This is a genomic window from Fuerstiella sp. (genome assembly GCA_022447225.1).
Lineage (GTDB): Bacteria > Planctomycetota > Planctomycetia > Planctomycetales > Planctomycetaceae > S139-18.
This window is the reverse complement of sequence record JAKVAZ010000012.1, coordinates 170,346-189,388: the sequence shown is the minus strand read 5'-3', so window position 1 is coordinate 189,388 and position 19,043 is coordinate 170,346. Positions and strand designations below refer to the sequence as shown.

At 52.3% G+C, this 19,043-nt stretch carries 14 protein-coding genes; 5 read left to right on the top strand and 9 right to left on the bottom strand.

Translation table 11 applies throughout. From position 1 onward, the window contains the following. Window positions 1-1,031 precede the first annotated feature (1,031 nt). A complete protein-coding gene (locus MK110_14920) occupies window positions 1,032-1,850 on the top strand; it encodes a DUF1080 domain-containing protein (GenBank protein ID MCH2212594.1) in 819 nt (272 codons plus the stop codon). Between the two features lie 485 nt (window positions 1,851-2,335). Further along, window positions 2,336-3,703, top strand: a complete 1,368-nt coding sequence (locus MK110_14915; GenBank protein ID MCH2212593.1) for a hypothetical protein — start codon at window positions 2,336-2,338, stop codon at window positions 3,701-3,703. Window positions 3,704-3,788: 85 nt separating this feature from the next. Here MK110_14915 and MK110_14910 read toward each other — a convergent pair whose 3' ends face one another. Next, window positions 3,789-4,472 (bottom strand): CDP-alcohol phosphatidyltransferase family protein, encoded by a 684-nt coding sequence (locus tag MK110_14910; GenBank protein MCH2212592.1) that lies wholly within the window; start codon window positions 4,470-4,472, stop codon window positions 3,789-3,791. Between the two features lie 954 nt (window positions 4,473-5,426). Between MK110_14910 and MK110_14905 the strand changes: the two genes are divergently transcribed. Further along, on the top strand, window positions 5,427-6,377 hold the full coding sequence (locus MK110_14905; GenBank protein MCH2212591.1) for a hypothetical protein: 951 nt from the start codon (window positions 5,427-5,429) through the stop codon (window positions 6,375-6,377). A 36-nt stretch (window positions 6,378-6,413) separates the two neighbouring features. Here the strand turns inward: MK110_14905 and MK110_14900 are convergent, their stop codons facing one another. Beyond that, window positions 6,414-7,532 carry a M20 family metallopeptidase gene (locus tag MK110_14900; protein MCH2212590.1) on the bottom strand — a complete coding sequence of 373 codons (1,119 nt, stop codon included), beginning with the start codon at window positions 7,530-7,532 and terminating at the stop codon, window positions 6,414-6,416. Window positions 7,533-7,817: 285 nt separating this feature from the next. Between MK110_14900 and MK110_14895 the strand changes: the two genes are divergently transcribed. After that, complete coding sequence (locus tag MK110_14895) at window positions 7,818-8,303, top strand: hypothetical protein (GenBank protein ID MCH2212589.1); 486 nt, start codon at window positions 7,818-7,820, stop codon at window positions 8,301-8,303. Between the two features lie 53 nt (window positions 8,304-8,356). Further along, on the top strand, window positions 8,357-8,569 hold the full coding sequence (locus MK110_14890) for a hypothetical protein (protein ID MCH2212588.1): 213 nt from the start codon (window positions 8,357-8,359) through the stop codon (window positions 8,567-8,569). A gap of 631 nt (window positions 8,570-9,200) precedes the next feature. On the opposite strand, the gene MK110_14885 is transcribed toward MK110_14890, so the two are convergent. From MK110_14885 to MK110_14855, 7 genes are all read right to left on the bottom strand, one after another. Then, window positions 9,201-9,446 carry a hypothetical protein gene (locus MK110_14885; GenBank protein MCH2212587.1) on the bottom strand — a complete coding sequence of 82 codons (246 nt, stop codon included), beginning with the start codon at window positions 9,444-9,446 and terminating at the stop codon, window positions 9,201-9,203. Window positions 9,447-9,804: 358 nt separating this feature from the next. Further along, entirely contained in the window at window positions 9,805-11,388 is a 1,584-nt protein-coding gene (locus MK110_14880; protein ID MCH2212586.1) for an amidophosphoribosyltransferase, read from the bottom strand. An 894-nt stretch (window positions 11,389-12,282) separates the two neighbouring features. Next, window positions 12,283-13,194: an SDR family oxidoreductase gene (locus MK110_14875; protein ID MCH2212585.1), complete on the bottom strand. Its 912-nt coding sequence runs from the start codon at window positions 13,192-13,194 to the stop codon at window positions 12,283-12,285. A gap of 50 nt (window positions 13,195-13,244) precedes the next feature. Further along, complete coding sequence (locus tag MK110_14870; protein MCH2212584.1) at window positions 13,245-13,421, bottom strand: hypothetical protein; 177 nt, start codon at window positions 13,419-13,421, stop codon at window positions 13,245-13,247. Window positions 13,422-13,669: 248 nt separating this feature from the next. Continuing rightward, entirely contained in the window at window positions 13,670-15,127 is a 1,458-nt protein-coding gene (locus MK110_14865) for a DUF1501 domain-containing protein (GenBank protein MCH2212583.1), read from the bottom strand. Further along, window positions 15,124-17,490, bottom strand: coding sequence for a PSD1 and planctomycete cytochrome C domain-containing protein (locus tag MK110_14860; protein MCH2212582.1), 2,367 nt, complete (start codon window positions 17,488-17,490; stop codon window positions 15,124-15,126). The genes MK110_14865 and MK110_14860 overlap by 4 nt, the downstream gene beginning before the upstream one ends. A gap of 18 nt (window positions 17,491-17,508) precedes the next feature. After that, on the bottom strand, window positions 17,509-19,032 hold the full coding sequence (locus MK110_14855) for a DUF1501 domain-containing protein (GenBank protein MCH2212581.1): 1,524 nt from the start codon (window positions 19,030-19,032) through the stop codon (window positions 17,509-17,511). Between the last annotated feature and the right edge of the window lie 11 nt (window positions 19,033-19,043).

The following is a 19,043-nucleotide window of genomic DNA, read 5'->3' as shown; positions in this document are numbered from 1 at the left end:
TTCTATTCACACAGTGGTCTCGGGAAATCGAACACTCCGCCAAACAAAGACGTGACGGTACGCAATATCAATTTAACACCAATTGCCGCAATACATTACGGCACAAGATGCGTCCGATATGTTCAAAGCACACGAAGCGCACTCTAGAATGCTCATCCAGTTTCCGCAAGATCACTCAAACTACCTGTTTCACCATCTGGTTGATTTACAGGGATTATGCATATTTCACAGGTACTTTTGCCGATAACGATAATCAGCGGCTCTCAGCAATGGTTCTCAATCTGTCAGGTCGCCGTTCCGCAGGACTGATTCAAACAGTCCTGACGTTGGGTTTTCAGGAGGATGATATGTCTCAGCGATTCGCAATGCTGCTGCTCTCGGGAGCGCTCGGTTTTTCTGCGGCCGGATGCGTGAATACATCTCCGTTGACACGAGCACAGAGCCCGCAGGTTCACTCAGACAACTGGGGACAGACCGCAGTTGTAAATTCATACTGTCAACAGGGCCACGGACAAAATGTCTTAGGGTGTCCGGCGTGCAGTGACCCCAGTCAGCGGATCAATCTTCCGTTTCACCCGGTTCATCGGAATTCGTTTACCGTCAATGCACCAAAAAATATGATGTACCCGCCTTCTCCTTCACAGGCAGGTGTCGTTCAATATCCTTATTACACTTTCCGCGGTCCGACCGACTTCTTTATGCAGTAATCCCGGGAATTGGTAACAGGTGATTTTAGATTGAGGCCTTGTTGATGCTGAATCGACAAGGCCTTTTTGCTGCGCCTAAAGCGTTGACACGAACTTAGGTAGGTAGATGTACGCGTTGTTGACGGTGTTTGTCATCAGGCCGTGTAATTGGCATGTTCGCACTTGCCGATACACAGTCCGAATTTCGGTAGATAGAGATCCCGGAAGGGAAGATTTACATCTGTCGTCCGCCTGCGGCACGATAGTCTTTTGTTGGAAATCGAATGTCAAACACGATCGGTGTACGGTCGGTCAGGATTCGTTAAATCTTCTGAGGAAAGACGAGTGACAGCCAAATTGATTACAGCAGGTAGTGTCGCAGTATTGTTCAGTGTGATGGCTAATGCTCAGGAATGGAAAAGTGGAGTGGAATGGCAGGAGCCACCAGTCGTTACGCCGGGCGATCGCGACAGCGACGCGCCATCTGATGCGATTGTGTTATTTGACGGTACCAATCTTTCGGCATGGGACAACGGTGATGCGTGGCGAATCGAGGAGGGCGTTGCCATTCCAACAGAAACCAGCATCTCGACTAAACAGCATTTTGGTGACATTCAGATGCACATCGAGTGGTCCGCTCCAAATGCAATTGAAGGAGAAGGCCAGGGGCGGGGGAACAGTGGTGTGTTCCTGATGGGTTTGTATGAAGTGCAGGTTCTGGATTCCTACAGGAATGTAACCTACTTCGACGGCCAGGCGGCGTCTGTATACAAACAGACACCACCGATGGTGAATGCTATGCGCCGACCGGGAGAATGGAATACGTATGACATTTATTTCAAGGCGCCAACGTTTCGTACAAATGGCGAACTTGAAACGCCCGCCTACGTGACAGTAGTGCACAACGGAATACTGGTGCAGCATCATTTCGAACTGCTGGGCCCGACAGCGTACCTGGAGGCACCGCACTATGTTGCGCACGCAGAGACCGGCCCTGTTATGTTGCAGGATCATCACGATGCGGTACGGTATCGCAACATTTGGGTCAGGCCGCTCGTATCACCACAGGGCCGCCGAGTGAGTGCGCCTTTTAAATTGGCCAGGGATACCGACAAGAAACCGGAAATCAAGGTCGACGCCCAGGCAGAAGATAGTGCTAAATAATCTGTATCCCTTAACCGGAATCAATTCTGATGTGGGCCTGTCAGGAACTGATTTCAGGTAACGCAGTAGAGTTCGATGACAACGAACTGCGGACGATTTCAAAGTGAGGGGACGTCCGATAATTCTGTGTGGGTGAAAGTGTGATTTGGAATCATGGCTGCCAAGTGGAATGACAGACGACAGGCAGAAGCGCATACCAAAGATTGGGGCAGGCACAATGGCTGATGCTGTTGGTCAGCATCGTGTGCTAAACGGTTTGAGTCGTGATCTTGTATTCATTACGTTTACCTGGGCAGTGCCTGCAGATGAGAGACAGGAAGTGGTGTTTCCGGTCCATCTGCGACTCCGTTGAGACTAAGCCACCAAAATTAAATTTTGTACATGCTGACGTTATCCATTCAGGGGACGCCGACGAGTGACTGTATTCCCATATTAAAAATTCCCTGGCAACGGTCCAGCGCCGACAGATCATGAGAACCTCTGGAATGAAATTTGTCACTCTCGATATCGGTTCGACATCGATTAAGGGAGTGGTCTGGGATCTGGATCGGATGCAGGTCGTGGGTGAATCGGTTCGAGTCGCCAGCCCGTCTGCACTGACAGGTTTGCCGGCCGGTTATTTCGAGCTTGATCCGCGAGAGGTCACCAGGCGGGTTGGTAAGGTTGTGGAGACGCTGTCGGCAGCATGTGATTGTGACGGAATCGTGAGTTGTACTCAGATGTCCGGAGTCGTGCTCGCTGACACACAAGGAACACCGCGGACCAACTACCTTTCCTGGCGTGACCAGCGTCTGCAGACGGAACACCTCGATGCAGGCGAAAGCTGTTACGAACGTCTGTGCGGCCGGCTTGGTGAGGACGTACTCAGACAACTTGGACAGGAGTGCAAAGTTGGATCGTCTCCGGCACTCCTGTTCTGGCTCCGGCAGAACGGTCAGCTTCCAACCGAAGCAATTCCAATGTCACTGGGTGATTTCGTCGGAATGCAACTGGCTCAGGCAGAGCCGGTTACTGAATATACTAATGCCCTGGGCGCGATGAACCTGGAAACACGGCAGTGGCACAGAGAGGCGTTTTGTGAACTGGGCATCAATGATTTGCGCTGGCCCCGGCTTTGCGATCCGTACAGTCCTGTTGGACATATTATGCTACGAGGCAAAAAGGTTCCGTGGTTTCCATCTGTCGGGGACCACCAGTGTGCCCTGGTCGGCACCCAGCTTGGAGAAAATGAACTTTCAATCAATGCTTCGACCGGTTCTCAGGTCAGCATCCTGAGCGGTGACTACAGTCCTGGTGACTATCAGGTTCGTCCCTATTTCGAAAAACAGTACTTGAATACGCTGACTCACCTGCCCGCCGGTCGATCGCTAAACGTCCTGGTAAATCTGCTGAGCGAACTTGCCGAATCGCAGGGAAGGAAACTCGACGACCCCTGGACATATATTCTTTCGGAGGCAGAGAAAGTCAAAACAGACCTCGACGTGAAGCTGACATTTTTCACAGGGCCTTTAGGTGATCGTGGCAGCATTCAGAACATGTCCCTCGAAAATCTAACGATCGGGCATCTATTTCGGGCAGCTTTTGACAACATGGCTGAAAATTTCGAGACAGCCGCCTGTCGTCTGGGGCTTGAGAAGATCAAAAACCTGGTTGTCTCCGGTGGTCTGGTGCGGCGAAGCCCTCTGCTGCAGGAGAAGATTCTCCGGCGACTCGCATATCCAATTCGGATTGCAGAAGCTGAAGAAGAGACAATGGTTGGCCTGCTGCTTCTGGCGCTCGTCGCCAGTGGCAGACACTCAGAGCTTGCTTCGGCATCAGCATCTCTGCGTCTCCATAATCCGGCTGTGTCATAGGCCGAATACTGCCAGACACAGTATCTATCGCTGGTGCCGGTCTGAACTTGGTACAGGAATGTTCACTTAACACGCTTGGTGCTGCCTAATTATCACGTTTTGTAATCCATTCTGTGGTGTCCGGTGGAGTTGCATGTTTGTTTACTTCCTGCACACTGACCCAAAGTGCGACGAGCAACTGCAGGACACCACACAGAATAAGAATGACAAAAAATCCCTGAGCCCAGTTCTCAGGAGTAACAGACGGAGACGCAGAACTCACCAGGGCTGTCATAAACATTCCGTACAGGATCAGTAATGTCTTAAACTCAGTTGGTCCAAATCTCGCCAATGCAAACTCTCCGATGATTTTTGCTTTAATATTTGTCAGCACAGCGGTGGCATACAGACAGATCACAGCCGCCAGTCCCAGGTCCAGGCGGGAACATGAGACACTGATTCCAACAAGCCAGTAGGCAAATGAAAGTGGATCTGTAAAGTGGTCCAGAAGTTCACCACCATTTCGACACTGTCCGGTAACGCGGGCGTGGGTTCCGTCGAGACAGTCTGCCGTGTGATTTCCGAGGACGCCCAGTCCGGCCAGGAGCCCGCCCCACCAGCACCGGGTTGAATAAGCAAATCCCACTGCCGCCAGAATTGCCAAAAGATGTCCGATCAAAACAATTCCTTCGGGCGGAAAGCGACGGGGGATCGGCAGAATTTTGTAAAGGCTTTTCAGGGGAGGTCCCAGCCACGGGTCCAGGAGGCTGTATGAAATTCGTTTACTCATGATTCTGAGTGTCTCACGTCATTCGAAACTAATGCAGACCTTGATTGTCGAACGGCTTCGAAGGGACTTCCAGTGAACCTTCAACAAAGCACGACGACTGAAGCAATCCCCTATTATATTCAGCAAACAAATCCCTGCGAACTGTGCAAGGACTTTCACGGCGCTCATATACGTGCTTGATTCACAACGAAGCCTGTCTCCGGGGCGTTAAATGTGAACGTTCAGGAACCGATGCCGTTCACCACAAAAGATCCGACCACACATATGGTTGGATTATGTTTCAGGTGGCACAGATATCGATAGGAATGAACGTCCGAAAAAAAAGGTTTGTTTAATTAAACAATACCGTGGTCGCCCTGCCGCGCAGGCCGCGCAACATCGTTGATCGGTTTGCATCCTGAAATTCCTGTTGGCTGTGTTGATTTGTTATCGGGGCTCCGGCGTTAGTCAGTTCAGATAACCGGCCCTTCTCTGCCTGGTGTGCATTCGAGGCATGGATCGTTTCATCGCTAACGATCGCATTCGCTAATTGATATTTCTGTTCAACTCACAGAATCAGTCAAAAACATTACTTCATGAACCGAAGGCGACGGAAAAATCGCTGACGCGCCATGTTTATCTATTGGCGATTTTCTTCTGCAGTGTCTTTTTCGCCGTTACCAGTCGAGGAGACAGCCACTCGACATCCATGACGGGCTTGCAATCCGGCATCTCCACCCAATTTGCCCAGTTGATACAGCGACGCGGGATGAACTGATCCAACTATTACACTTGAGAGTCGCGGAATTAGACGTATCTCCCGGCAGCTGAGACGATCAGAATTGACTTTATGAATTGCGCGGCAAAGTTTTCACGTGTTGGAACTTACCTTCCTGTACAGGACAGATTTATCGTCTGTGCCTGAGATCACAGCAACTCGTACTTATCCGCCCTCTTCTGTTTACACATGATTCCATGAGCCGTTCGTCTTCCCGAAAAACATCAGGCCCTGGTCAGCTGACGACAGCCCGGCGATTCATTCGCTGGGGTTTTCAACCTCGGCGACTGGTAATAGCTGCTGCCGTCTCGCTGGGATTTGTTGTGTGGCCTCATTTTCGGCAAACCTTTTCTGAGGTAAAATTGCTGCCGGAGTACCAAGTGGAAATTGCGGAGATTTCGGTCACACCGCCACCGCGATGGATTCCGGAAAATCTGGTTGCTGAAATTCTGCATCGAGTGGATTTGGATCTTCCGATGTCACTTCAGAACCCAAATTTGAGTGAGCAAATCGCAGCCGCATTTGTTACACACCCGTGGATCAGACAGGTTCATCGTGTCACGAAGTCGTTTCCGCCAAGGGTTCATGTTGATGTTACCTATCGCAGGCCGGTTGCAATTGTCGACGGGGCCGGAGGATATTATGCGATTGACGAATCGGGTTGTGTGCTGCCTGGGAGTGATTTCAGTCGTTCCGATATCGCACGTTATCCGATTATTGAAAACGTCAGCAGCGTGCCGCAGGGTGGTCAGGGGGGAGCCTGGGGGGATTCGGTTGTCACAGGGGCAGCACAACTTGCAGCGCTGCTCACAAAACCTGAGGAATCCGGCAGTTCGCGATGGGAGATCTGGGATCTGAAAGCAATTCAGGCACCGTCAGACGCTGGAAGTCCGGACGAAGGATCCGGTCTGCAATACCTGCTCAGAACAGCGGGAGGATCGATTATTATCTGGGGACGTTCACCTGAGACACAGCATCCAGGCGAATTATCAGCGGACCGAAAGTTGCAGCGTTTGAGCGAATACTATGAAGATTTCAGGGACGACGGAGGATTCGACAACGCTCCGTACGCACGAGTGATCGACGTACGAGGCTGGCGCGGCATAACTTTAAGCGACAAACGTGACGGCGATACAATGTCCCGGTAGTCGCACGCTTTGTAATTTTCTGCGATCTTCGATCAATCAGACGCACCAGTGCCGAATCAGTTTCTCGTAAACGTCAACTCCCTGGGCAAGCTGGTCCAGCGAAATCCACTCGTCGTCCGTATGTGCCTGATGGATATCACCTGGTCCCAGTACCGCCAAATTTTGTATTTCTCCGAACAACGATCCATCGGTGCCATACGTCACTGTGGTGGTGTTACTTCCAGTCAGGTCACACAGTTCACGAATAAACGCAGAATCCGGGTCAGTGAACAGACCATTGGCTGACATCACGACTTCAAATTCCAGGCCGTGACGATCAACAAGGCCACGAATCTCATCGATCAGACGATCACCGTCCTGGCCCGGCATCGGACGAAAGTAGAAAGTGCAGACGCTCTGCGGCGGTGTGATATTCACGGCACGCGTATGGTCATTGACACCTATATTCATGGAAATCACCGGCGGATCAAATCGCTCATCTCGCCACTCCGGAGCATTTTCACATTCCAGACTCAGTAACCGCAGATCGTGTAGAAACGGAATCATCGCCATATTGGCATTGAGTCCGCGGGAGGTCGAGGAATGAGCGGCAACTCCTCGCGACACTATTCGTCCGACCCGCCCCCCCTTGTGTCCGTGGACAACACCCAGTCGTGTGGGCTCGCCAATCAGACCACAGGATCGGCTATCGACAATTTCACGATAAATTTTCGATTCAGCAGCGACTTTGGCAGCACCGTGATAACCAATTTCCTCGTCTGCAGTGCAGACGACAAACACAGGTAAAGACGTAGTTTCAACTCTTTCGATAGCGTTGAGCACACATGCCAGAGATCCCTTCATATCACAGGATCCCCGACCATAGATCCTGCCATTCGACTGAAATGCCGTCCAGGGTCCACTTTCCGAAAATGACCAGCTGTCAGCGGGCACGACATCAGTATGGCAAAAGTATGCCAGCCCTCTGCCCGCCGGACCACGTCGCCCACAGATGCAGACTTTCACAACCCCTGCCGGGTCTGTATATGTCAGCCGCTCGGTTTCGAATCCGAGTCGCTGCAGCTGCGACTCAGCGAATGCGCTGACCGGTTCATTCGTGGCCGTGCTTACAGATGGAAACTCGATCAGTTGTTTCAGTAGATTAACAGCAGACATAGACCGGCAAATTTCGTGTTAGCAGTTGAGTAGGTAATGTTGTCAACTGTGTACTGACAGTCATCTTTGTTCATGTTGTCAATTCGCACTGAAAGGCACAAAGCCCCCGAACAGGCGTGTTGACAAACAGTGTTCTCATCTGGACTAAAACTCAGGAACTTGTTGAATTCGAACGACTGATGAATGAACAGAGACAGTAGATTATCCGGAAACTTGTCTCGTCCCAAGCCAGGGCAGCCGTAATTGCGATGAGAGGGCTGCCGATTCGTGACGTGGAAACAGAACATGAACCAAAACCCGAATCGAAGTCATCGAACCGTTTCGGGACGCGCTGTTGTAATCACGCTGTTTACTTTTGGCTCTTTGGCAACTGCGTTTCTTTGGGCCTACTGGACAGTTCGGATGACACCGTTTATGCCGCTGCAACAGGCGTTGGAGCGTGAATTCCCGAAGTCTAAACCGTATGCAAGCGGAGGGACACTCAGGAAATCGGACGAATCTGTCCTGCTGGTCGTACTGAAGACAGACTTTGATCCCCGGAGTAACTCTCAGGCGACTCTATCAAAGATTGAGAGTCGCCTGAAAAGGCTGCGGTCGCTGAGTTCAACTCTGGGAGTTCTGGTTAACTACCAAGTGCTGGCACTTCATCTTTACCGGCTTCAGGAAGAACATGCGATCAGTCAGAAAACATTCTTCCGTCAGATTGACACATGGGAGAAGCGGGATTCGGCCCAATTAGCGGGAGCAGAACTCCGGCCGTTTCAAAAATAGTCTTCAATCCGTAGCCTCGCCATACCATGACGAGTGGTTAATGGATGTACCGCATGACGACCATTCACATTGACTGGCAGGAGCAGACACCTGCCGTGCACCCTGCACCTGCTGTCATTGTTTGTTTGCTGTCGGATTACTTTGTGACGTTGTCTGACAGGCGTCTCGCCAGGGACCGACGAATACATTCATGCACCGGCCAAAATCAGTTGTCGATCTTTGACTGGATTTGCGATCGTCTTTCACTGAACGGCGGAGATATGTGAGGACTCCGCGACAGGGTTTCGTGCGGCGTGTCAGTTGGGGATAACTGCATCCCTCTGAAGGCTCCTGCCGCTTCTGTGCCCCGATCTGGCCATGATCATCGCGGAGGTGGGTATGACACGTCAACGCAGTGATTCACTAACCGCCGTGGACTCGCTGACAAATCGTGTATTACATCGGTGGACGGTGGTTACACCAGGTCTAATGCAACATTCGAAACACTGTATGGTGTCGGGTTTGTTACTGTCTGGACGATCACACCCTCTTTTTTCCTGCGCTCAAAACAGTCATCCACAATATGGTTGAGCAGGTGTTCCGTTCTGTGAACGGTGTCTGGTTAAACGTGTGTCCGGAAAAGAAAATCGGTGCACCTCGATTGTGTTTAGTCGCAACATCATAGACGGACGAAGTCTCTGCTGTTGGCTCCTGCAGTCGAATGCGGGAAACCGGACATGGTGCTGATGTTGAGGCTTCTTATGAGCAACTGCCCTGAGTTCTGAACACCACACTGCTAATCAAAGAAACTCAGGGCTTTCAGAACCGGTTACGCCGTTCATGCAAACTGTATCGAAGATGACTCTGTTCAAACCCTGGATGCCGGACAATGCATCGGAGCCGAGCAACAACGGCACCTCAGTGAGGTATAGATACCGTTAGTGACTCAGAAATCTTCAGAGTCATCAGCGAATACCCGGCCGTTTCGTTCCCTGTCCATACGTCGGTAATGCGAAGTTCCATGCCACCGAGACTCTTCCAGGCGGATATAAGGCTGCATACCGCGAATGCGGCCCTTGCGGTGTCATCATTAGTCCTTGCGACATGGATCCTGCTGTCGACAGATCCGCTGAGCAGATTTGGCCGCACGTCGACAGTTTTCATTCGTTCAATCGGTGATTTTGTGATTCATCTGAGTGTATACGCAGTAATTACTCTGAGTTTAATGCTTCCGATTTCACACTGTCGGTCCGATGTTCGGCGAGTGTGTCTCGCTTTGCTGATGGTTCACGCTGTGATTACAGAATTACTGCAGACAATGATCCCCCGTCGCGTATGTGACCCCATCGATATGCTTGCTAATTGTTTGGGAATTGGACTGGCAATTATGGCGACAGGGCAGTGGACGCGAATCATGTCGTCCCAGCGACAGATGACCTCATGACAATACTCCGCAACAGCCCCTTATGCTGGCTGAGGTGAGTGTCACAGTTCATCGGCAGTTGACAGAGAACGTACCGTTTTAGTCAATGTCGTAGGTGCGTCCGCAGGCATTCGAATTCTGAGCTAATTGATACTGCTGCCTGCCGGCAGCTGTGGGATATTCACGGGTTACGCACGCACGGCAAAGATGGTCTTCCGGCAATCCCACACATTCTGCCAGCGACTCAACGGGCAGATATCGCAGGCTGTCCGCACCGATCGCTTTCGCCATGCATCGTTCATCAGCTTCCGTCAACACATCTCCGGCCATATGTCCTGGCGCAAACAGTTCCTGCACGGTGGACATGTCAATGCCATAGAAACATGGAGCGATGATGGGCGGACATGCGATTCGAACGTGAATTTCTCTGGCCTTACCAGTGTGTCGCAGCAGAGTCAGCAATTCCCTGAGGGTGGTTGCACGGACGATGGAATCGTCAACCAGAAGAACTTGTTTTCCTTCCAGAATCTCCGGCAGAGCTGTGTACTTTGCGCGAACTTTGTCGGCGCGGTTTGAGCCTTCGATAAAGGTTCTGCCGATATAACGATTTCGCAGGAGACCTTCCTGGGAGGGGACACCTAGTTTGTAGGCCATGCTGTCCGCGGCCGCTTTAGCCGTATCCGGAACGGGGACAACAACGGTGTCATCACCTGGAACAAGGTCTTCTTTCAGAGCCAGTTGTTCTCCCAGTCGTTTCCGGGACTGATACACGCCCGCGTCGTCAAATCTGCTTGCTGCATTCGCAAAATAGATCCATTCGAAGAAACAGTGCGCCGGTTTGCCGGTGTTTGCATATTTCTCCAGACGGACTCCGTTTTTGCTGTCAATGATCGCGGCATGTCCGGGAGGAATATTCTGAATCGTGTCTTCTTCGAAGCCAAGATGTGTCAGTGCGACGCTTTCACTGGCTGCGGCGAAGAGTGAGTCGTTCACGGCATAGCACAATGGACGAATGCCCGTCGGATCCCTTGATACAAACATGTCACCGTTTGCGTTCAAAAACGCCAGGTTCCAGGCTCCGTCCACTTCATCGGCCAGTTCCCGCAGAATTTCCATGCCGGAAATACCAGGAGAATCCGAAAGTTTGCGAGAAATCAGGTGATTGAGAACCTCTGTGTCGGTTTCGCGAGTGAGGTGAAAATCCGTGGTAGCAAGAATCTCACTGCGAAGATCCTGATAATTTGCCAACTGACCGTTAAAAACAAAACTGAACCATTTGGAACGTGCAATGTGATGACGCTCGAACGGTTGTGCATAACTGCGATCGTCAGACCCGCAGGTAGCGTAACGGACATGACCAATCGCTGCCCGCCCTGCATATTCCTCCATCAATTTTCTGAAACGGCCGGAGTGGTTCATGCGAAACACTTCCGCGACACCACCAACATCCTTGTGAGTATCGATGAGCTGACTGCGATCAGGATCGTAGGTTGTAAATCCGGCCGCCAGCTGACCTCGATTCTGCATGTCCAGTAACATGCGTGGCATCAGTTGTGAGGTTGCACGGTAATCGTCAGCAGGCACCAGTTCACTGGTGCGGTCGGTGGTCAGATGATAGACCGCCGCGATTCCACATTCGTGCTGCATTTCGTCCATGGCAGGTGATTCAATGTCTGTTGACAAGTCGAACGTATTTATCTGACCGACTGTCCGGACAGCCAGATTTCTGGTTTCCTGCGATGAGTTAACGGTCCTCTGTAAGAGCAGATCATATTCAGTTCGGTAAAACCAGCAAGACAGAGGAGCGCGATAATAATACTGCTGTTGCTGCAACACCATTGACCACGCCATCTGTTGTCTGTGGTTCCCAAAATTCGGCGACAACTGCGACAGCATTGACAATTGTACCAACGAGCATGGTTTTGACTCAGTATCGACAGCCCGTTACTGACGGTCTCCGACCTGATGGTCCGGATTAACCGCTCAGTGGTGTCTTTCGGCACACCACCGGTTCGTGGCCGAATTTTATGTCGTGCCTGTAGTCACAGATTTTACCCAAACTCGTGCCGCTCAGCTTAAGGTAAGCCTGTGATTATCTACATTGAATACAGATCACTGCCCTTCAGGTTCGCAGTCGTCAGGTTGACTGGGGTTGAGATCTGTAAACCGCATTTGACTGGAGTCACGGCGATGACCCCGGATAAGCACTGCGACCACGCATCGGCTGCCGATCAGTTAGCTTTGTTTTCAAAATGACGTCGATCGATAGACTGGCCAGAATGTCAGAATATCTGGCGGGGCCGCTCTCGTCCGGACACGCCTTGGGCAACAGAATTCCCGTAGTCCGGACAATCGACTGGTCTGTCGGGCTGCGGACAGAACGTGTTGGCGCACCAGTTAATGATGATCTGCGAATTTTCGACACGGTGCGGGCGGTCCATTCCAACCAGAAAAAAAAACGGGGATGTCATCGATGGGCGGCACCTCCATTTACAATCATCGCGTTCGTCGACAAAGTGCAGCAGCGCGTTCTGCCAATTCAGCAATATTCATTGCAGTGCTGCTGTCTGGTCACAGTCAATTCAGGGGGACCGGATTCCGGTTTTCGCTGTCCGCACGGACGTCGGAATCTGATGAGTCGTGCAGGTTGGCAAGTCGTTGCTGTTCTCGAAACAGTCTTTCCTGACGTCGACGTCTTTTGCTGCGACTGAATCCACTCACCGCATCCAGCAAACCCGGCAGGAAACGCTTAATTTGAAACAATCCATGTGCCAGAGGTGTCACCAGCACCATGCGACGATTTCGCTGAATGGCCGTGATTGTGAGTTTCGCAACCCGTTGGGCTGAAGCACAAACGATTGCCGGTGGTTGTGGTATCTGGCTTCCGCCGGTTGCTCCACCGGCAGACTGATAAAGTTGAGTCCGTACGGGACCGGAACACACAGCCGTTACTCCGATTCCGGCTCGAGCATATTCGGACCGAATTGCTTCTGTGAAACCGACCAGCCCGAACTTTGTGGTATGATACGCCGTGAATCGTCCTCCGGCGACGAGTCCGGCAATGCTGCACATATTGACGATGTGAGCGTCAGGCCGCTGCAGAAGACCTGGCAGCAGCAGACGCGTGACTTGAATCGGTGCCTGCAGGTTGATCGACATCAATCGGTCCCACTGTTCCTGAGTCATTTCGTGAGTGGAACCGTACCAGGCAACACCGGCATTATTAATCAGCACATCAATCGGTTCTGCGTCCCTGACGGCCGAATTCACTGTACGTTCGACGGCGGTTCTGTCCATCAGGTCACAGCGGTAACTGTGTACTTTCACACCGCAGGCGGCAGTTAGCCTGGCGACGTCATCAAGGCCCGTCTGATTGCAGTCAACAAGAATCAGATTGCAGCCAGCATCAGCCAGCTGAAGTGCAAGTTCTCGACCAATTCCTGAGGCTGCACCCGTCAAGAAAACGGTTTTGCCACGCAATTCGCGCATACAGTCGTCCTTCCATGACGTGCGTGAGGCGTGCTGGTACGCTGGTGAAGTTAAGCGTTGGTTGTTTCTTCAAGAGTCACAAACGGACTCATACGTCGTGCTTTGGCGAGAATCTCTGCCTTTTCGGACTCCGAATTCGCTGCTGCGAAACGAGTTCGAAGTTTTTTGAGCTGGACTCTGCGTTTCCGGCGACGTGCGATTTCTCGTGTTCGTTCGATTCGTCCCATTTGGATTGATTGCCTTTGAGCTCTCTGTCAGCAGTTCTGATGGTGCGAAAGCATATCGATGAAGTCACAAATGTCAATTCGGGAATCGGTCTGCTGCCCGGTAACGCTGCTTCAGACCAAACCGGCAGGTTGAACAGCAGCCTGGTCTCATGAACAAAAACCTATGCGGCCACAACCCGGTTGGCTCTCCTCATTCCGTAATTTCGGTCCCCACAAGAGAGTCCAATACACATTTTATTCAGATATTTTCAAGCCAGCAGGGATTGAACAACGTTGCCATGAACGTCGGTCAGACGATGGTCCCGACCCTGAAACCGATATGTCAGCTTCCGATGATCGATGCCCATCAGGTGCAGCATCGTTGCGTGGAGATCGTGAACCTGGACCGGATTTGCGGTTATATTGTAGGAAAAATCGTCTGTTTCCCCCCAGGTCATGCCCGGCCTGATTCCACCACCTGCCATCCATATCGTGAAACAACGCGGGTGATGATCTCGTCCGTATTTTTCTCGTGACAGATCGCCCTGGCAATAGGTGGTGCGACCAAATTCTCCCCCCCAGACGACCAGCGTTTCATCGAGCAGTCCCTGCTGTTTGAGGTCCCGTACGAGTGCTGCCGAAGGTTGATCCGTGTCTTGGCATTGGGCACGAATTGCTTTTGGAAGATTGCCGTGCTGATCCCATCCCTTATGAAACAGCTGGATGAATCGTACTCCTCTTTCTGACAATCGACGCGCGAGAAGGCAGTTCGAAGCATAGCTGCCACGACTATGGACCTCCGGTCCATACATTTCTGTGACATGCCGTGGTTCGTCCGAAAAATCAACCAGGCCAGGAATTGAGGCCTGCATACGGAACGCCATTTCATATTGAGCAATCCTCGTGGCGATTTCAGGATCGCCGGTCACGTCGAGACGCTCTCGATTTAACTCTGCTATGTCGTCCAGCATACCGCGTTTCACGGCGGATGAGACGCCCGCCGGATTGTTCAGATACAGCACAGGATCTTTACTGCCTCTCAGTTTGACTCCCTGATGGGTTGTTGGCAGAAAACCGCTGCCCCAAAGACGGTCGTACAGTGGCTGAGCACTCCTGACACCGGTGCCCTGGGAGGTCATCGCAATAAAATCCGGCAAATTCGCATTTTCTGACCCCAGTCCGTAACTGAACCAGGATCCGATGCTGGGGCGCCCCGACAACTGAGACCCGGTCTGCAGGAACGTGATGGCGGGATCGTGATTAATAGCCTCAGTGACCATAGATTTTACGAAGCACAAGTCATCGGCCACTGTTGCCGTATACGGTAACAATTCGCTGATCAAAGCATTGCTGTGACCGTGGCGACGAAAACGGAACACTGAGGGCGCAATAGGAAATCTCTCCTGCCGCGAGGTCATTGTGGTGATCCGCTGCCCCTGGCGAACGCTGTCCGGCAGATCGCTGTCGAAATAATTCTGCATCCGGGGTTTGTGATCGAACAGATCCATCTGTGACGGCCCGCCACTTTGAAACAGATAGATGACTCGTTTAGCTTTCGGAGCCAATGACGGAACAACCGCAGGAACGCGGTCTCCCGCTCTGAGTTCCTTTGAAAACATGGATGCTAACGCGGCCGAACCAATTCCGGTGGCTCCGCGTCCGAAAAAATACCGGCGAGTAAGTTGCAGCAGTCGATTACCGGTGATTGCCTGAATTTGGTGATTCATTCTCGTGTGATCGTTTCGTCCAGATTGAGAATCGACAGAGCCACGATCGTCCATGCGGCATGGACTGGTCGATCGAGTTCCTGGTTAAGTTCAGATTCACCGTTGGCAAGCAGCTGATCCGCCTGTGTCGGATTGGCCCGAAATAAACTGAGATTACGCTTGAGAGCACGCTCGAGCTGTTGCAGTTCATTCGGCGAAGGCCACCGTGTCACAGCCAGTCGCCAGCCGTGTGCGAGTCCTTTCGAAGAATTGTCGAACCCGACGGTGAGCATGCGTTCGCCCAGATGTCTGGCTGCCTCCACAAAAGTGACGTCGTTTTGAAGTGTTAGCGCCTGGAGTGGTGTGTTTGTGGATTCACGGCGGACACGACACATCGCACGTGAGCCACCATCGAACACGGCCAGTCTTGGCGGTGCTGCGGTTCGTTTCCAAAAGGTGTAAAGGCTGCGGCGGTAGAGATCCGAACCGTGATCCTGTACATAAAAATCAATGGTGGTCTTACCTGTCCCGAAAGAAAGCTCTTTCCACAATCCTTCGGGTTGATACGGCTTGACCGGCGGGCCGCCGATCACGGAGTTCAACAAACCACTGATCGCCATTGCCTGGTCGCGTATGGCGGCTCCGCTGAGCCGTCGCCGCGGGGCGCGGCCCAGCAGACGATTATGAGGATCCTGTTCCAGCTGGTCGGGTGTCAGTGTTGATGTTTGACGGAATGTGGAACTAGTAACAATCAGCCGGTGCATGGCTTTGATATCCCAGCCGGTTCGCACAAACTCAATGGCCAGCCAGTCCAGCAGATTCGGATGTGAAGCCGGTTCCCCCCGCGTGCCGAAATTTTCCGACGTTTTGACGATTCCTGAACCAAAATGATGCTGCCATAACCGATTGACGATCACGCGAGCTGTCAATGGATTGTCTCGACTGACAATCCAGTTTGCGAATTGCAGGCGATCATCGGGAGTTGCAGCGGTTAAAGACTGAAATACCATCGGCAGTGCGGGTGGGATAATTTCGCTTTTATCAGGATGATCGTATGCCCCTCGCTTCAGCAGGTACGCCGGTTTCCGCGGTTGCTGTTCCTGCATCACCATCACCGGTGTTGTCATTTTCTTACGCAGTAACTGAGCCTGTTCCTGGACTCGTCGGAGGTGTTCCGTATCACCCGAGAGTTGATCCTTTAAACGGTTAATTTTGGCGGTTAACTCTCGTAGTTGACGCTGAGCGTACCTGTTTGTGACGTTGATGAAGGGACGAGCTGCGCCCCTGCGTCCATCAATTCCCTTCTCCGGCACATTGTTGAAATAGGCGTAAAGCTGGTAAAATTCCCGCTGCGACAGCGGATCATACTTGTGATCGTGACAGCGTGCACAACCGGCGGTCAGTCCGAGCCAGACAGTCGCAGTCGTATCTACCCGATCAACGACATATTCCACTTCGAACTCAGCATCCAGACTACCGCCTTCGTCGTTGATTCGATGGTTGCGGTTGAAACCGGTGGCCAGCTGCTGAGATATTGTCGCGTTCGGCAACATGTCCCCGGCCAGTTGTTCGATGGTGAACTGATCAAACGGCATGTTGTCGTTGAAAGCGTGAATGACCCAGTCTCGCCACGGCCACATAAACCGTTCCCAGTCGGCCTGGTAACCGGCACTATCCGCATAACGTGCTGCATCCAGCCATCCAAGCGCCATGTGCTCGCCATAGGCAGCAGAGCCCAGCAGTCGATCAACAACACGTTCATAAGCGTTGGGAGATTCGTCCCGCACAAACGCATCGACGTTTTCCGGAGTGGGGGGTAGTCCGGTCAGCGCCAGTGTCACACGACGTATTAATGTGAAGCGGTCAGCCTTCATCGAAGGCCTGAGTCCCTCCTGCCGGAGCTTTGCAATAATAAAGGCATCGATTTGATTTCCAGGATTTGGCTGTACCTGCGGTACAGGCGGCTGTCGAGGTGCTACAAAAGACCAGTGAGCTGTCCAGTTCGCACCGCTGAGTACCCACCGCCGAAGCACATCGATTTCCTCAGGTGTGGGCTGGTTCGGTGAATCCCGGGGCGGCATTTGTAATTCGTGATCGTGGCTGCTGATCCGAACCAGAAATTCGCTGTGTTCCGGATGCTTCCGATTGATGACACGATACCCTCCTCTGTCAACGAACAGGCTGGCTGGTGTATCGAAACGAAGGTCGGCTTTGCGCTGCTGGCTGTCGGGACCGTGACACTCCAGACAATGATTTGCCAGAATCGGCAGAACGTCCCGGTTGAAATCCGGCGGAGTGGCCCCGTGAACTAGGGTTGCCAACAGGCAATACACACCAGGAACGGTGAAGACATTCGTAGAAAGATTAACGTTGATTAATCGCATGAGTTCAATTGAGTAGTGTCAACCAAGAATAGGGTGGATCACGTTTCCATAGACATCAGTCAACCGAAATCTGCGTCCCTGATGCTTATAAGTCAGGCGTTCGTGGTCAATCCCAAACAGATGCAGCATGGTAGCCTGAAGGTCGTGAACGTGGACCGGATCACGAATGACGTTGTAGCCGAATTCGTCGGTCTCACCGTAGGTGATTCCCGGCTGAATACCTCCACCCGCCAACCAGATCGAAAAACAGCGGGGATGATGGTCGCGACCATAGTTAACGGCTGTTAATTTTCCCTGAGAATAACTGGTACGGCCAAATTCACCGCCCCAAATTACAAGAGTATCATCCAGCAGACCACGTGCCTGAAGATCGCGAACAAGAGCGGCTGATGGCTGATCGGTTTCCTCACACTGACCGCGAATCTGTTTCGGCAAATCTCCGTGCTGGTCCCACCCCCGATGAAACAACTGCACACATCGGACACCTCGTTCAACAAGCCGCCGCGCCAGAATACAGTTGGCTGCGTAGCTGCCGGGCTGTCGTGACCGGGGACCATACATTTCAAACGTGGCTTCGGTTTCGTCTGCCATTTCGGTCACTTCCGGAACTGATGTCTGCATTCGATACGCCATCTCATACTGACGAATGCGCGCCTCCGTCTCAGAATTGCCGAATTCATGTTCGTTCAATTCATGAAGTCGTCGCAAGTGATCTAGCTGATTTCGGCGAGCTGCAGCCGTGATACCCTTCGGGTTGTTCAGGAACAGAATCGGGTCTCTTCCGGACCGAAAGCGAACACCCTGATGGCTGGCCGGCAGAAAACCACTGCCCCAAAGACGTGAGTACACGGGCTGACCGCCCTGTCCTCGCGTGGTCATGACTACGAATGCCGGGAGATTGTGATCTGCAGTGCCCAGGCCGTAGCTCAGCCACGCACCAACGGAAGGACGTCCTGATAACTGAGTTCCCGTCTGTAACAATGTGATTGCCGGATCGTGATTGATCGCATCAGTGTGCAGTGACTTCACAAAACACAACTGGTCTGCAATCGCAGCCGTACAGGGCAGGAGTTCACTGAGCCATGCTCCGGATTCGCCATGCTGCCGGAACCTGAAACGGGAACCCGCCAGTGGCCAGTGTGCCTGACCGGCTGACATGCTCGTCAGACGCTGTCCCTGGCGAACCGATTCCGGCAGATCACTTCCATGGAGCGCGTGGAGCGTTGGTTTATGATCAAACAGATCCAGCTGTGAGGGAGCACCGCTCTGAAACAAACAGATCATTCGCCTGGCACGTGGCAAAAAATGGGCACCCTTCGCCAATGAAACGCCGGTTTCACCACGGGCAGCTCCCGACAACATAAGTTCAGACAACGCCAATGCGCCGACGCCGTATCCGGTCCGTTGCAGCAAATGTCGTCGTGTGACATGGTTCAAAAGCGAATCACGTGGAATCAATGGCTGGCCGGAAAGCGAGCGGCCGGTCGTTGACAGTGCGAACTTTGGATTCAGCTGAGCGGTGACCTCAATATTTCGATTCATTGATTCGGTCC

Bases quoted from the DNA above. Each gene is read 5' to 3' on its own strand.
- MK110_14915 (MCH2212593.1), top strand. From the start codon at position 2,336: ATGAAATTTGTCACTCTCGATATCGGTTCGACATCGATTAAGGGAGTG.
- MK110_14910 (MCH2212592.1), bottom strand. From the start codon at position 4,472: ATGAGTAAACGAATTTCATACAGCCTCCTGGACCCGTGGCTGGGACCT.
- MK110_14905 (MCH2212591.1), top strand. From the start codon at position 5,427: ATGAGCCGTTCGTCTTCCCGAAAAACATCAGGCCCTGGTCAGCTGACG.
- MK110_14900 (MCH2212590.1), bottom strand. From the start codon at position 7,532: ATGTCTGCTGTTAATCTACTGAAACAACTGATCGAGTTTCCATCTGTA.
- MK110_14895 (MCH2212589.1), top strand. From the start codon at position 7,818: ATGAACCAAAACCCGAATCGAAGTCATCGAACCGTTTCGGGACGCGCT.
- MK110_14890 (MCH2212588.1), top strand. From the start codon at position 8,357: ATGACGACCATTCACATTGACTGGCAGGAGCAGACACCTGCCGTGCAC.
- MK110_14885 (MCH2212587.1), bottom strand. From the start codon at position 9,446: ATGAAAACTGTCGACGTGCGGCCAAATCTGCTCAGCGGATCTGTCGAC.
- MK110_14875 (MCH2212585.1), bottom strand. From the start codon at position 13,194: ATGCGCGAATTGCGTGGCAAAACCGTTTTCTTGACGGGTGCAGCCTCA.
- MK110_14870 (MCH2212584.1), bottom strand. From the start codon at position 13,421: ATGGGACGAATCGAACGAACACGAGAAATCGCACGTCGCCGGAAACGC.
- MK110_14865 (MCH2212583.1), bottom strand. From the start codon at position 15,127: ATGAATCACCAAATTCAGGCAATCACCGGTAATCGACTGCTGCAACTT.
- MK110_14860 (MCH2212582.1), bottom strand. From the start codon at position 17,490: ATGCGATTAATCAACGTTAATCTTTCTACGAATGTCTTCACCGTTCCT.
- MK110_14855 (MCH2212581.1), bottom strand. From the start codon at position 19,032: ATGAATCGAAATATTGAGGTCACCGCTCAGCTGAATCCAAAGTTCGCA.